Origin of the sequence: Sphaerothrix gracilis Ecp01, assembly GCF_030405905.1 — a bacterium.
Taxonomy (GTDB): domain Bacteria; phylum Cyanobacteriota; class Cyanobacteriia; order Phormidesmidales; family Phormidesmidaceae; genus Sphaerothrix; species Sphaerothrix gracilis.
The window spans coordinates 106,887-120,639 of record NZ_JASATW010000015.1; the positions used below are offsets into that span (position 1 = coordinate 106,887).

The following is a 13,753-nucleotide window of genomic DNA, read 5'->3' on the forward strand; positions in this document are numbered from 1 at the left end:
GCGTTTTGACATTTATGCGGCTGCTTTTAGCGATCGCTTTTGGCCCCAATCAAAACTTTGGTTTTGCGTACGGCGCGGCGGCTCCAGCGGTGCCAGTGGGGATCGTGCAGCAGACTGTAGAAGCAGGGAATAATCAGCAGCGTCAACACCGTGGCTAAAGAAAGCCCGGAAAAGACCACAACGCCCAGAGGCTGCAAGAATTCCGACCCCTCACCAATGCCTAGCGCCAGCGGAAATAGACCCAAAACGGTGGTGATAGTGGTCATCAAAATGGGGCGCAATCGTTGGGGAGCAGCCCGTAAAATAGCGGTTTGGGGGTCAATCGGTTCAAATGACTGCTCAGCGCGATCGCGAATTTGATTCGCCAGTTCCACCAGAATGATGGCGTTGTTGACGACAATGCCCACCAGCAGCACCGCCCCCACAATCACCGTCGCGCCGATGGCCGTCTGGGTGATAAACAGTCCCAGGATACCTCCGGCCAGCGCCAGCGGCACCGTCAGCATAATTACTAGCGGATCGATGAGTGAGTTGTACTGTACGGCCATGACTACAAACACCAGGAACGCTGCCAGTCCGCCTAAAATTGCTAAGGAAGCCTGGAGCTGCTGATTTGTTTCAGCACTGGAGCTAGGTAAGATTGACACGCCCGGCGGTAATTCCAAGTTAGATAAGACCGCTTCTACCTCCGCTAAGGCTTCTCCCAAACTGGCTCCCTCTGCCAGACTGCCTGCAATCAAAAATACCTGCCGCTGGTTGATTCGCTGAATTTCACCAGGAGCCTGCCCTGGCTCGATTTGGGCCACATCGCCAAGCTGAACCAGCTGGCCCTGATCGGTGAACAGCGGGATTTGTCGTAGCTGAGCCGGACGCTGAATTTCGTCAGGATCAACTCGCACCCGAATATCCACCAGGCGATCGCCCCGCTGAAGCTGGGTAGGTACCGAGCCATTAAGCACCGTCTGCACCGTATTTCCCAGTTCTTCAGCCGTTAAACCCAGGTCTGCCGCCCGCTCCCAGTCGGGGCGAATCTGGACTTCGGGCTGAGGCTCCTCGGCATCAGGGCGAAAGCGGGCTAGGGTGGCCTGCTCTCCCAGGGCTGCTAGGACTTGTTGCCCCGCTTGCCGCAGCGCTTGAATATCACTGCCCTGCAGTCCAACGTCAATTTCAGAGCGGACAGGCGAATTACTCAGGATCAGACCGCGCACCGACTCCGGGCTGATGCGAATCAGGGTTTCTACCAGATTAAACTGCTCAAATGCCTGACTCATGCGATCGACGAAGGCAGTGACGTCGGTACCAGGCTTCAGCGTGACGGTGCTAGAACCGCGCAGGGCATTCTCGCTGGTGATGCTGGCAAACAGGGCACCGCCAGCGGTAGTGAAGGTATATTCGGTCTCTGGCTGGGCCAGCAGCAGCTCGTCAATTGCCCGCATGACTCGCTGATTGTCGGCTAAGACGGTGCCAGGCGGAAACTGGGCAAACAGCCGCGCCTGTCCGGTATCGATCCGAGGCAAAATCTCCTGCGGTATTTGGCCTACCATCAGCAGGCTACCGCCCCCCAAGACCAGAAAAGCGATCGCGATCGTGGCTACCCGCCGCTGCAGCACCCAGCTTAAAAAGCGGGTATATCGCCCTGTCGCTGCAGTCAAACGCTGGTTGAACTGGTCAATCAGCCAAAATCGCTGAATGCCGCTAGAACCGCGAATTGCTAGCAGCCGAGAGGCCATTGTCGGCACCACGGTCAGGGCCACAGCCAGTGATGAGGCTACTGCAAAGCTAATAGTTAAAACTAGCTCGTTAAACAGCAGCGAAATAAAGCCGCCAATCAGCAAAAACGGTAAGACCGCCACCAGGTTAGTGGTGGTAGAGGCCAACAGCGCCGATTCCAGCTCCTGACTGCTTTGTTCTGCCTGCTGCAGGAGCGATCGCTGTCGGTGTCCGTTACGCGAACCATTGAGCTGAGTGCGCTGGCTTTCGACCCCCTGAGCGATGTTCTCCAGCATGACGATGGAGTTATCTACCACGATGCCAACGCCTAGAGCTAATCCCCCCAGGCTGAAGACATTGAGAGAAAGGCCAAACAGCTTCATCAACAAAATGGCTGTCAGCGTCGCCAGTGGAATAGCTAAGACGATAATCAGTGTTTGTCGCAGTGATCCGAGAAAAAGGAGGACGGCGATCGCGGCTAAAGCCGAACCAGTCAGACCCGCGATCGCGACGTTGCGAATGGAATTGCGAATAAAGCGAGACTCATCAAGCGTGGCCGTCAAAGTCATATCCGCCGGAATGAGGCCAGAAGCCTGCAGCGCCGTCAGCTTTTGCTTAACGCTGTCAACCACTGCCACAGTGTTAGCGTCCGGCTGCTTCTGCACGCTAACCTTGACGGCTGGCTGACCGTTGAGCAAGACAAAAATGCGCTGCTCCTCAGTGCCATCAATCACTTCGGCAAAATCTCGCAGGTATACCTGCTGGGGCGGGCTGCGATCGCCCACCTCAAAAATCAGATTGCGCACCTCATCTGCCGACTCGAACTTGCCCCGCAGTCGCGTCAATGCTTCGGCTTCTCCTCCCCGCAGACGACCCCCGGCTGTGTCCTGGTTGCGCTCGTCGAGGGCGTCTAGCACATCCGTCAAGCCCAGTCCCAGTGCCTGCAGGCGGCGCAGGTCGAGATCAACTAAAACTTCTTCTTCCACGCCGCCGGAGACATCAACGCTAGCAACCCCCGGAATCACTCCCAGTTCTCTAGCAAGCTCCTCATCGGCAAAAACTCGCAAATCAACCCCCTGCAGGGTCTCCGAGGTCAGGGCCAGTTCATAGACCGGCAGTTGAGACGGATCGAACTTAAATAAGCGGGGTTCCCCTACCGTCTCAGGCAGGCTATCCCGGGCGCGGTTTAGGGTGGCGGTCGCATCGTTGAGGGCCTGATCAATATCACCGCCAGGGCGAAAGAACAAATCGATGCTGATACGACCTTCGCGGGTCTGCGAAAAGATTTGCTCTACCCCTTCAGTGGCCGCCAGCGCCTGCTCTAGCGGGCGCGTCACCTCGTCTACAGCCACCTCTGGCGAAACCCCAGGGGCATCTAGCCGCAGGCCAATGCGGGGATAGGTGATTGAAGGCAGCAGATCGACAGGTAAACGGGTGATGAAGAACAAACCCAGGACAATCACCGCCAGCGTTAGCATCAACGTGCCAATGTGCCGTCGAATAGCAGTGCGGCTGAGGCTAGGTTTGGCGAAATTAGAAGCTGTCATAAATACCTGCTACGACTCTGAAAGAATGCTCAGCCGCACCGTCTGACCGTCGCTCAGCGGCCCCCCACTGCGAACGATCACCGCCTCTCCGGGTTCTATCCCCGCCCGAATCTCAACTCGATCGTTAGCGCGATCGCCCACCTGCACCGATCTGGCTTCTACCTGGGCCTCAGGCGCTTCTGCCGTGAGGACAAACAGGGTGGCGGTCGCGGCGTCTGCCGCATTTTCCTCAATTTCCAGTGCTCCCTGCGGTACCACCACCCCTTGACTGGCGGTGGCAAAGTTGACCCGCGCTAGCAGACCGCTGCCAATTTTGCCGTCGGGATTAGGCAGAGTCACCTCAACTGGAATCAAGCGAGCAGTGGCGTCGGCTACCGGCGAAATGCGGGTTACGCGCCCCGTTAGAGATTCTCCAGGAAAGGCATCCAGCCGCACCTGCACCGCTTGACCCAGGCTAATCTGGCTGAGGGCCAGCTCGGATACCTGCACCACTGCTTTAACCGCGCTAAAGTCGCCTAAATTGAAGACCTCGTTCCCCGGCTGCACTAAATCTCCGGGTTCTACCGGACGGGCCAGCACCACACCTGCAATCGGTGCTGTCAGCGTGGTGTAGGCCAGCCGCTGGCGGGTTTGGGCCACGATGGCCTGCTGGGAAGCCACACGCCGCTGGGCAGAGTTCACGGCTTGCTGCTGCGTTGCCACCTGTTCCTGAGCCGACTGCAGTGCCTGGGCGGCGACGCTGCGGGCCGTTTGGGCCAGCTCAGCCTCCTGCTGCGAAATGGCACCCGCTTGGGCCAGTCGCTGGAGGCGCTCAGCATCAGCGATCGCCTGCTGCAGCTCTACCCTGGCCTGTTCCACCTGAGTTTGAGCCGCTCCCACCTGGGATCGCGCTTGGGCTACTTCGGCCTGTCGGGCAGCCAGTTCGGCCTCCGCCTCATTGACGGCGGCCTGCAGCAGCGCCCCGTCGAGGCGAGCTAGGGGCTGACCTGCCTCCACCGCATCCCCGGTATCGGCGCTAGCGCTGAGCAACTGGCCCTCGGCCTGGGCCCGTAGCGAGACTTCCTGCAGCGGCTCGGTTGTGCCCGTATACTCCAGGGAAGTTTCGACCGAGCCGGTCTGGGCGATCGCGGTTTCTACCGCCACTGGGCCTGCTGCTGGCTCTCCGGGAGGGGTTTGGGCTTCGCTGCTCGGTAGCCAGCGACAGCCTGCGGTTAGACCCAGCCAGCCCACTAAAACGAGCTGGCCTGCTAGCTGATAGCCAAAAGTTGTCATAGATGCTCTCGATAAAGGGTGGTGGCTAGAATGGCGGCCTGAGTGCGATCGCGCAGGTTGAGCCGTCCTAACAGGCTGTTGACGTGGTTTTTTACCGTCCGTTCTGAGATAAACAGAGCGGCGGCAATCTCACGGTTGCTGTGACCAGCGGCGATTAGCTGCAGCACTTCCCGTTCGCGGGGAGTCAGCTGGCTGAGCTCTGGCGGTGGTACTGGCGCAGGGGCAGGCGTTGAGGCGATCGCTTTTTCAAATAGGCCGGGACCTAGCTGGGTATAGCCCTTTTGAATAGCGCGAATGGCCTGGGCCAGTTCTTCCGACGGGGTATCTTTGAGCAAATAGCCCTTCGCGCCGCACTGCATTGCCCGCGCTACGTAGTCATCATCATCAAACGTGGTTAGCACCAGTACCTTGATGGTTGGTGCCTGCTGGCGGAGCTGCCGGGTAGCGGCCACCCCGTCCATCACCGGCATCCGCACATCCATCAGCACTACGTCCGGCTGCAGGCTGAGGGCTTGGGCGACTGCGTCTTTGCCATTCTCAGCCGTCCCAATCACTTCCAGATCAGGCTTGGCCTGCAAGAGGCTGCAGAGTCCTTCCCGCACGATGCTTTGGTCATCTACGAGCAGCAGTTTAATCATGAGACGACCCCCTGTCTCGGCATCACAACCTGGATCTGACAGCCTTGTTCTGGCTGACTGTGAAGATAAAAGCTGCCGCCCAGGGCTGTAGTCCGCTCCCGCATACTTTGCAGGCCAAAGCCTGTCGTGTTCTGGCTGGGATCAAAGCCCTGACCGTTATCTTCAATATCTAGCTTTAGATCTCCAGGGCGATCGCAGAGGCTGAGCTGTACTCGGTCGGCCTGACTGTGCTTGGAAATATTAGTCAGGGCTTCCTGAACGATGCGATAGAGCGATGTAGCCACTTCTGGCGAGGGTTCGACCTCGATTTGCACCTTGGCCTCAACCGGAATAGCACAGTTATGCTGAAACTCCTGCAGCAGCGAGGCGATCACCACTGCCAATGTCTTACCCTGCAGCGGATGATGGCGCAGGGTGGCGACCGACTGCCGCACGTGTTGCAGCGCTTCTCGGCCCAGCTGCCTTGATTTGTCTAAATGGTCGGCTAGGGGCCCTGGTTTTTGCGGCAGCAGCATCGCCACGTTTTCCAGCTGAATACTCTGAGCCACTAGCGAATGGCCGACTGAATCGTGAATTTCACGGGCAATGCGGTTGCGCTCCTGCAGCGTCGCCTGATTCTCAATCAGTAAGGCATACTGGCGCAGGCGGTGGTTGGCCTCGCTGAGCTGCTGACGGCTGCGGGACTCAGCTATCACGGCCCCCACCAGCAGCAGCACAAAACCCAGCACCAGGCCAAACAGCAGGGCCGTATTGAGGGCCAGCCCCAGCAGAACACTGCGCAGAGACTCCGGCGGAATGCGCCTGACAATCGCAGGCAGCGATCGCCCCAGGGGTACCCCCAGAGGCCGGATGCCTGAGAATGTCAATACCAGCATAAAAATGAACGAGCTGTAGGCTAAGCTTGCCACCAATATCCGCCCGCTCCAGGGAAATAGTAGGCAGGCGCGAATCACCACAATCAGCAGCAGGGGTGGAAACACAGTGGCGCCATGCCCCACCAGCAGCACCGTCAGCCAGCTCAGCCCCAGCCCCGCAGCGATATAAAGTCCCTGCTGCCAGTGGGAACGACTCGGCAGCTTTAGCCCCAAACCGCCCAAGCCCACCAAACTCAAAAAGGCCCCTAGCTGGAATAGAGGCCGAATCGGCAGATCTCGGTGAGCCGAAAATGGCCCAGAGAAATGCTTGGGTGGATGGGAAAACAGCAGGGGCGAAAAGGCCGCTAACACGGCAATGCTGAGCAGAATCCACTCTAGATAAAGCAACAGGCGGAAAGGATGGCGATCGCGGGCCAACTGCTGCATGAAGGATGAAGGCGACAAAAGGCTGCTCTCACTATAGAGCTAAGGTTGCCAGCCGCCTAGAATCAAAAGTCACGGATTGGATAGGCCAAATTAGTCCTAAAGTACCAGAGAGAATTGGTACTGCCGATGCAGCCAAATTGTGAGGTTAGATTCAGGCTGCGATCGCCCCTAGCTACCTACGATGAAGGCGTTGATGAATTGAGTAATAGCTAACTATGACTTTTCGTCGTACTGTTTTACTTTCTGCCTTACCGTTGCTGCTGTTAGCCGGGGGAACCTTTGCCGTGGCCCAATCCAGTTCAGATAGTTTCCGCGTTGCCCAGCAGCCGATTGAAGCTGAGGAAGAAGGGCCGAGACATGGCCGCCGACACGGGGGCGATCGCTGGCTAGAGCAGCTTGACCTCTCGGCTGAGCAGTCTGAGCAAATCCAGACCATTAAAGAGCAGGCCCGCGCCAACAGCGAAGGCTTGCATCAGCAAATGGAGCAGGAAAAAGAAGAACTGCGATCGCTGCTAGCCAGCGACGCCGCTGCCGATCAGCTCCGTCAGCAGCACCAGCAGGTACAGACGCTGAAAATGCAGCTTGGCGATCGGCGGTTTGAAACCATGCTGGCGGTACGCGAAGTGCTCACCCCAGAGCAGCGAGCTGAGCTAGCTGAACTGGCAGAAGCCCGCGGTGAGCGTCGGGGTGGTAGCCGCTAGGCCGATTGTTTCCCTGTAGAGTTGAACCGAGTTAATTTACCGCTACCTGGTTTTTAGTGGCTGCAGTCAGGTAGACAAAGTTGAGCACAGCAGGCGAGCCAAAATGGCTTCTGCTGTGCTTGCCCGTGTGTTGGGGCCTGCCGGGGAGCCATTATCCTTCCCGTGGCCGATGACGTTTCAGAGACATTTTTTGTATTTTTGGCGTCAATACTCATGCATTTTTTAGCAAAAATCTATGCCCACGCTCAAAAGACGGCCTAAATACCCTTATCTATCTCTATCGGCTGCTGTTTTGGGCCTGGTCGTTCTTGGCGGGGCGGCGATCGGTTTAACAAATCAGGCAAGACAAAGTCAGGGTAGAACGACGCCTGCAGCAGAGAAACCGCTAGTGACCACTCAAGATGAGATAGACAGCATTGAGAGTCTGTCTCAGTAGGTCAAAATCGTTGTTAAGTGTCGTTGATTGCTGTTTAGCCATTGCTAGCAGCCCAATCGCCGTAATTTTTTTAAGAAAAACAGGGAAATAAGCCGATGCGTAAAGGGAGTGAACTGCTTGGTCTGCCCGTAATCGGATTTGACACAGGAGAGCAAATTCGCACCGTGGAGGATTTGCTCTTTGACCAAGACAATAATTTTCTGGGTTTTGCGGTTAGCAGTCTGCCCTGGCAGCCAGCAGTCCTGCCGCTGCACGGCATTCAAGCGATCGCACCTGCTGCCGTCATTGCGATTTCATCTAGCGCGATTGTGCAGGCCAAGCAAGATCCCAGAATTAGCCAGGTTTTGAAGCAAAAGTTAGCCCTGCAGGGCACTCAGATCTTTACCGAATCGGGTCATTTCCTCGGCACGATTACAGATGTGTTCTTCGAGCCAAAAACTTCAAAAATTGAAGGCTATGAGGTTTTCGGCGGTCTGTTTGCCAAGCTCACGGGCGGCTACTCCTTTGTGCCAACTCCTAGCAGCCTGAAGATGGGGCGGCATGTTGCCTTTGTGGCCGATGCCGTTTCCAAGCAGATGACGGCTGCAGCCCCTCAGATCGACTTTGACCGGATAGAGAGAGCGTCCGCCGGCCAGGCAAGCGGCAGCTCTGGCGGTATTCACTCTGGCAGCCATCCGTTAGAGAGCAGCATTTTTGCAGAATCTCGCAGCCAGAGCCAAGCAGCAGCGGCGACTTTACCCACTTCTGGCGATCGCGTAGCATCCAACGGCAACAGCGAGGCCGCCGCGATTGAGACTTTAGAACAACTGGAAATGCTGATTGGCAGTCGGGTGCAGCAGTCTATTAAAACGGAAGAAAGCGACTATTTGGCTGTTCGCGGTCAAATTGTGACGCAGTCAGTCATTGATAAAGTATGGATTCACAGACGACAGCAAGCCCTACTACAAGCTATTCAATCGGCTGAAGCACCTGCAGCGCCGTTCGATCTGCCGCCGTCTGCCGCTCAGGCAATGACGCCTTGGCAAAGCTGGCAAGCTGGACTAACCCGCTGGCAGCAGCGCCGAGAACAGCGCCAGATTGAGGCGGTTGTGGGCTACCCAATCAATCGCACGCTGTACGACAGGCAAGATCGCGTCATACTAGCAAAGAACGAAGTAATTACTTACCAAACTGTTCGTCAGGCCCAGCAGGCTGGAGTGCTCTCAGTTTTGCTAAATTCGGTCAGTTCCTAGCAAGGCATATTCACTTTTAACAGCGGGCATTCTGCCGCTATTCACAGATGGCCTTACTTCATGTTTAAACCTAAGCCCCCAGCCAATCAAGCTACCTCTGATGTTGGCGTGCTTGCCCACGGCACGCTGCTCAGCCAGCGCTACCGCATCCTTAAAGTTTTGGGTAAGGGCGGGTACGGACAGACCTATTTAGCCCATGATGAACATCTTCCGGGTCAGCCGATTTGTGTCGTCAAGCAGCTAAAGCCGCAGGACTGCTCAGCCGAGCATTTGGCTATGGCCCGGCGCTTATTCAACACTGAAGCTGAAGTGCTCTACAAGCTGGGCAGTCACGCCCAGATTCCTCAGCTTTATGCTCATTTTGAGGACAGGCAAGAGTTTTACCTGGTTCAGGAGTATATCGAAGGCCAAGATTTAGCCACCATCCTAGAATCAACCGATGCCTGGAACGAAGAGCAGGTCACTGCCTTTTTGCATGACATTCTCAGAGTTTTAGCTGCCGTCCATCGTCAAAACGTGATTCACCGCGATGTCAAACCCAGCAATATGATTCGTCGCTGCCAAAGCCATCAGCTAGTCCTGATTGATTTTGGCGCGGTGAAAACTGTAACAACCCAAACGGTTGGTCACGATGGGCAACTGCAGCAAACCGTAGCTGTGGGTACGCAGGGGTTTATGCCCATTGAGCAGCAGCAGGGCAACCCTCAATTTAGCAGCGATTTGTTTGCGGTCGGCATGGTTTGCATTCAGGCGCTAACGGGGCTGCACCCTGGACGAAATCAGTTCCCCAGAGAGGTGAAAAGCCACAAAATTCTCTGGCGCAGTCGAGCTAAGCATCCTATTAGTCCAGAGCTAGCTCAGATCATCGACAAAATGGTATGCGATCGCTATCAGGATCGCTATCCTAGCGCTGAAGCGGTTTTGCAGGATTTGCCAACGGCTTTACTGAACCAGCCGGTTCCAGACCAGCCGCCTGCAGCTACGGAAAACCCGGCTACGCTGGCAGTTGCTCCCGCTACGCCTCAGCCGCAAATGACAACTTTGCCCTCGGCGGAATCAAATCAGAACGCCCTGCCGTTTTGGCTGGCGCTCGGCGGGGCAGCGATATTGTTGGGGCTAATGGGTCTTTGGCAGGGGTGGGTAGGTCCAGATCCACAACCTGCAGCTACCGCCACCGCCGATTTAGCAGAAAAGCAAGAGCAGCAGCTAGATCAGCTCTTAGCTGAAGGCAGCCAGCAGTCAGCAGCAGGCAACTACGAAGAGGCTCTCTTAGCCTATGAAAAGGCTCTCAAAGTCAGTCCAAAAGACGGCGCAGCGGCCGCCCAGCGCTGCTACGTCCTCAGTCGTTTAGAGCGCAATGAGTATGCGGTGGACTCCTGCGCGTACGCCATTGAACTTGATCCCAATGACCATCGGGCCTGGTGGAGCAAAGGCTTGGTCCTAGACCGTCAGCAGCAGTACGAAGCAGCTTTGGCCGCTTATGCTGAGGCGATCGCGCTGAAGCCAGATTTTCCAGAAGCGCTCAGCAATCAGGGAAATGTGTTTCACCGGCTGGAGGACTACCGGGCTGCCGTGGATGCCTATCAGCGCTCTATCCAGCTCAATCCTGATCTGCCAGAAACCTGGAATAATTTGGGCGTCAGTCTCAATCAGCTCAATCGCTACGATGAAGCCCTGGCGGCTTACGAAAATGCCCTAGCGCTTAAGTCGGACTACCCAGAAGCCTGGAACAATCGGGGAAATGCTTTAGTTGGGCTGGAGCGCTACGAGGAAGCGATGCAGGCTTACGAAAAGTCACTCCAGTTTCGGCCTGATTACGGGGCAGCGATCGCTAATCGGGATCAGACACAAGCCCTGTTAGACCAACAAAAGGCTCAATCTAACTGAAGGTCGGCTAGGCTGACGTCTAAAAAGCAGATCTTGCTCATCTTGGGCAGCGAAATTTAAGCAGCTACAGAGAGTCTCAGTGAACGCTTGCAGTCCGGCTACAGACCAGGACCATAGGCTTGCGCCAGCGTTTCACCTAAATCGCGAAATCTTTCTGCAGTCCAGCCGCGACTACGCTGGGGCAAGCGGCTATCTGAGGCAGCCGGGTAAAAAGCGTTGGCCAGATCTTGGCTGAGGCCAACCAGTCGTTTTGGTGTCCAAGCAGACTGCTGTTTCATATCGGGTTCTCCTTTAGTTGCTCCTTTAGTGGGGATTATTAGTTACACCTTTAGCTTAAGAAAATGTATTCAAATTTACAAAAACCAACGTTTATAACCTGCATGAAAATAATTCATGATGCCAGAGGAATTCAGCCTAGATGCTCAAAAATCCACTGCTGCATCAGATGATTTACCTGGTCGGGTACTTCATCGTGGGGACAGTGCCCCGCCTGCAGGTAGACTTCTTTGAGTTGGGGGTAGTACTGCCGAAACTTCGCGCCCCGCGTCCGCGTGTCCATCCAGGGATCGCCTTCGCCCCACAGCAGCAGCAGCGGGCAGTCCATCTGGGTCAGCAGCGTATCTACGGTTTCCCCTTTAGGCGATTTGAACACCGAGGCAAACACCTGAGCGGCTCCGGCATCGCAGGAGGGCCGATAGATATCTTCTACGAGCTGATCGGTGATGACCGATTTATCTAAATAAACCTGCTCCAGGGTGCGGCGAATCATCGATCGCCGCCGCACGTACTGAAACAGCAGCCAGCTTGGTAAGGGCTGCAGCAGCAAAGTGCGAGACAGATTGGCGATCGCCTGCTGCATTGCATTGGGCTTGGCCTGGGCGCTGTCTGCGGAGAAGGGGCCAGCACTGTTGAGCAACACTACGCCCGCAACTGACTGCGATCGCTGCGCTGCTGTGCACAGGCTGGCGTAGCCCCCTAGAGAGTTGCCTGCCAAAACCGCCGGACGGCCGATTACCTGCTGCACAAAGTCATGAAGCTGATCTCGCCAGAGGCTACCGCTGTACTGAATATTGGGCTTGGCCGAGCGACCAAATCCGAGCAAATCAATGGCCCACACCTCAAAGTCGCGGCTGAGGGCCGTCGTGTTTTTGCGCCAGTGATCGGTAGACGCGCCAAAGCCGTGGATCAAGAGCAGAGGGGGACGCTGCGGCTGCGGCTCACCGGCCTGTACATAGTAAATTTGATGGCCTTGCCACTGCCAATAAGTACCTGATTCTGAGGCGATCGCCGCTGTCATATCTTTCAACTGGTTGTTCAACTACGCATGTGAACAATTGTAAAACCTCTGGCAAATTCTCTCATTGGCGGATGACAGTACGAATCTACCCTTGACAATGTAGTAGATTCATTGCAACGCGTTCCCTAAAGAGTTATGACTGCGCTGTCCCGCCCCCGCAAAATTCGTCCGACTAAACCGCCTGCTCGGCAAAACCAGTGGCTTGAGCGGATTATGGCTAGCATTGCCCTGCTCAATCTGGTTTTAGTCGCCTTTGACCTTAGCTATATTCGCTTCCGCGACTTCTATCTCAGAGAGTTTCCGGCCCTAACCGAGTGGTACGGTGCCACCTTTAAGGGAATTGAGCCAGAGCGCACAACGACTGCCTATTTAGAGATAGTCGATCAGCTAGAGGAGCAGGTTTCACAGACGGGATTACAGTCAGACCAAGCCCAAGCCCTACTGACTGAGCTGCGCGATCGCAGCGAGGCCATCATTGACGAAAATCCTTTTGAAGTAGCCGATAAAACAGGTACCCTAGAGCGGATCAAAAACCTGGTGCGAGAGCGGGTTGGTACCGATTCTTCCAAGGAGGCGTTCCGTACGTTCTGGAGTCAGCGCTATCTGGCTGAGGCGGGCTGGTCAGACTCGATTGCCTTCTTCAACAGTGAAATTCAGCCGCTGATTGAAACTAACTATTACCGCCCCGTCTGGGAAGATGGTGAACCGCTCGATCAGTTTTGGCTATTAGACCAGTGGTTTATCTATCTCTTTGCGGTGGAGCTGGCGCTGAGAACCCTGATTATCTCCCGTCGCTATCAGGGAACCAGTTGGCTAGACGCTATTCTGCTGCGCTGGTACGACCTGTTTTTACTGCTGCCCTTTTGGCGCTGGCTGCGAGTCATTCCCACAATTGTGCGGATTAATCAGTCTAACCTGATTGATCTCGATCCGCTGCGCAGCCGCATCAACCGCCTGATTATTAGCAATATCGCTGTAGAGCTGACCGAAATCATCGTGCTGCGCATTATCACCCAGGCGCAAAACCTGATTCGTGAAGGCGAGGTGGCGAAGTGGCTGGTCAAGCCTGATCCAGAGCAAAAATATATTGACCTCAATGATGTAGACGAGGTGCAGGCCATTTCCAGCCGTCTGACTTCGCTGCTGGTCTATCAGGTTTTACCCCAGCTCAAGCCCGAAATTGACAGTTTAATCCAGCACAGCATTACAAACGCCGTGGACAAAACGCCTGTCTATCGGGGCATGCAGTCAATTCCGGGCATGGCTAACCTGCCTGAGCAAATTACCCAGCAAATTGCCTCAGAAGTTTCTAAAAATGCTTATGGTGCCCTAACAGGTGCGCTAGAAGATGAGCAAGGAGCCGAGCTGACTCAAAAGCTCATCACCCATCTTATTTCAACGGCTCAGGCAGAACTGCAGAAAGATACCACCCTAGAAGATATTGAAGCGCTGACAATTGCGCTGCTAGACGAAGTGAAGGTTAACTACGTGCAGCGGATTGCGGCTGAAGATGTGGAAGCGATGCAGCAGCGTAACTACGAGCTGTATGAAACGACCCGTCGACTGGGCCAAAAGTAGCTAGGATTAAAAACGGCTAAACATTGGGTACGCCTGTTCAGCTCATACGCTAAACTAAACAATGCGGTTAATGCTGAGCATTAATCCACCCAAGTCAACATGATTTCGTGGGAAGTGGGCGTCTGACACCCACTTTTTTTATTGGTATTGGCAC

11 protein-coding genes are annotated in these 13,753 nt (G+C 55.5%); 5 read left to right on the forward strand and 6 right to left on the reverse strand.

Annotation, left to right across the window (positions count from 1 at the left end):
* Nucleotides 1–26 precede the first annotated feature (26 nt).
* Genes QJQ48_RS17450 through QJQ48_RS17465 form a run of 4 tightly spaced genes read right to left on the reverse strand, consistent with a single transcriptional unit; the run spans nucleotide 27 to nucleotide 6,486 of the window.
* The gene (locus tag QJQ48_RS17450; protein ID WP_346292524.1) at nucleotides 27–3,257 is read right to left on the reverse strand and encodes an efflux RND transporter permease subunit; all 3,231 of its coding nucleotides are present in this window, start codon (nucleotides 3,255–3,257) and stop codon (nucleotides 27–29) included.
* Between the two features lie 9 nt (nucleotides 3,258–3,266).
* Entirely contained in the window at nucleotides 3,267–4,529 is a 1,263-nt protein-coding gene (locus QJQ48_RS17455) for an efflux RND transporter periplasmic adaptor subunit (RefSeq protein ID WP_346292525.1), read from the reverse strand.
* The gene (locus tag QJQ48_RS17460; RefSeq protein WP_346292526.1) at nucleotides 4,526–5,167 is read right to left on the reverse strand and encodes a response regulator; all 642 of its coding nucleotides are present in this window, start codon (nucleotides 5,165–5,167) and stop codon (nucleotides 4,526–4,528) included. Before QJQ48_RS17460 ends, QJQ48_RS17455 begins: the two co-directional genes overlap by 4 nt.
* Entirely contained in the window at nucleotides 5,164–6,486 is a 1,323-nt protein-coding gene (locus QJQ48_RS17465) for a sensor histidine kinase (RefSeq protein WP_346292527.1), read from the reverse strand. The genes QJQ48_RS17460 and QJQ48_RS17465 overlap by 4 nt, the downstream gene beginning before the upstream one ends.
* A gap of 197 nt (nucleotides 6,487–6,683) precedes the next feature.
* On the opposite strand from QJQ48_RS17465, the gene QJQ48_RS17470 reads away from it, so the two are divergent.
* The 4 genes from QJQ48_RS17470 to QJQ48_RS17485 all read left to right on the forward strand — a co-directional run bounded on the left by QJQ48_RS17470 (nucleotide 6,684) and on the right by QJQ48_RS17485 (nucleotide 10,724).
* The gene (locus QJQ48_RS17470) at nucleotides 6,684–7,169 is read left to right on the forward strand and encodes a Spy/CpxP family protein refolding chaperone (RefSeq protein ID WP_346292528.1); all 486 of its coding nucleotides are present in this window, start codon (nucleotides 6,684–6,686) and stop codon (nucleotides 7,167–7,169) included.
* A gap of 235 nt (nucleotides 7,170–7,404) precedes the next feature.
* Nucleotides 7,405–7,605 carry a hypothetical protein gene (locus tag QJQ48_RS17475; protein ID WP_346292529.1) on the forward strand — a complete coding sequence of 67 codons (201 nt, stop codon included), beginning with the start codon at nucleotides 7,405–7,407 and terminating at the stop codon, nucleotides 7,603–7,605.
* Nucleotides 7,606–7,700: 95 nt separating this feature from the next.
* Entirely contained in the window at nucleotides 7,701–8,837 is a 1,137-nt protein-coding gene (locus QJQ48_RS17480; RefSeq protein ID WP_346292530.1) for a PRC-barrel domain-containing protein, read from the forward strand.
* A 60-nt stretch (nucleotides 8,838–8,897) separates the two neighbouring features.
* Nucleotides 8,898–10,724, forward strand: a complete 1,827-nt coding sequence (locus QJQ48_RS17485) for a tetratricopeptide repeat protein (protein ID WP_346292531.1) — start codon at nucleotides 8,898–8,900, stop codon at nucleotides 10,722–10,724.
* Nucleotides 10,725–10,822: 98 nt separating this feature from the next.
* On the opposite strand, the gene QJQ48_RS17490 is transcribed toward QJQ48_RS17485, so the two are convergent.
* Both QJQ48_RS17490 and QJQ48_RS17495 read right to left on the reverse strand, forming a co-directional pair.
* Nucleotides 10,823–11,002 carry a hypothetical protein gene (locus QJQ48_RS17490; protein ID WP_346292532.1) on the reverse strand — a complete coding sequence of 60 codons (180 nt, stop codon included), beginning with the start codon at nucleotides 11,000–11,002 and terminating at the stop codon, nucleotides 10,823–10,825.
* 131 nt (nucleotides 11,003–11,133) lie between these two features.
* Nucleotides 11,134–12,021: an alpha/beta fold hydrolase gene (locus tag QJQ48_RS17495; RefSeq protein ID WP_346292553.1), complete on the reverse strand. Its 888-nt coding sequence runs from the start codon at nucleotides 12,019–12,021 to the stop codon at nucleotides 11,134–11,136.
* A 135-nt stretch (nucleotides 12,022–12,156) separates the two neighbouring features.
* On the opposite strand from QJQ48_RS17495, the gene QJQ48_RS17500 reads away from it, so the two are divergent.
* Entirely contained in the window at nucleotides 12,157–13,599 is a 1,443-nt protein-coding gene (locus QJQ48_RS17500; RefSeq protein WP_346292533.1) for a hypothetical protein, read from the forward strand.
* The last annotated feature ends 154 nt before the right edge of the window (nucleotides 13,600–13,753 follow it).

Coding starts and splice junctions, on each gene's coding strand:
- QJQ48_RS17450 (WP_346292524.1), bottom strand. CDS start 3,257: ATGACAGCTTCTAATTTCGCCAAACCTAGCCTCAGCCGCACTGCTATT.
- QJQ48_RS17455 (WP_346292525.1), bottom strand. CDS start 4,529: ATGACAACTTTTGGCTATCAGCTAGCAGGCCAGCTCGTTTTAGTGGGC.
- QJQ48_RS17460 (WP_346292526.1), bottom strand. CDS start 5,167: ATGATTAAACTGCTGCTCGTAGATGACCAAAGCATCGTGCGGGAAGGA.
- QJQ48_RS17470 (WP_346292528.1), top strand. CDS start 6,684: ATGACTTTTCGTCGTACTGTTTTACTTTCTGCCTTACCGTTGCTGCTG.
- QJQ48_RS17475 (WP_346292529.1), top strand. CDS start 7,405: ATGCCCACGCTCAAAAGACGGCCTAAATACCCTTATCTATCTCTATCG.
- QJQ48_RS17480 (WP_346292530.1), top strand. CDS start 7,701: ATGCGTAAAGGGAGTGAACTGCTTGGTCTGCCCGTAATCGGATTTGAC.
- QJQ48_RS17485 (WP_346292531.1), top strand. CDS start 8,898: ATGTTTAAACCTAAGCCCCCAGCCAATCAAGCTACCTCTGATGTTGGC.
- QJQ48_RS17490 (WP_346292532.1), bottom strand. CDS start 11,002: ATGAAACAGCAGTCTGCTTGGACACCAAAACGACTGGTTGGCCTCAGC.
- QJQ48_RS17495 (WP_346292553.1), bottom strand. CDS start 12,021: ATGACAGCGGCGATCGCCTCAGAATCAGGTACTTATTGGCAGTGGCAA.
- QJQ48_RS17500 (WP_346292533.1), top strand. CDS start 12,157: ATGACTGCGCTGTCCCGCCCCCGCAAAATTCGTCCGACTAAACCGCCT.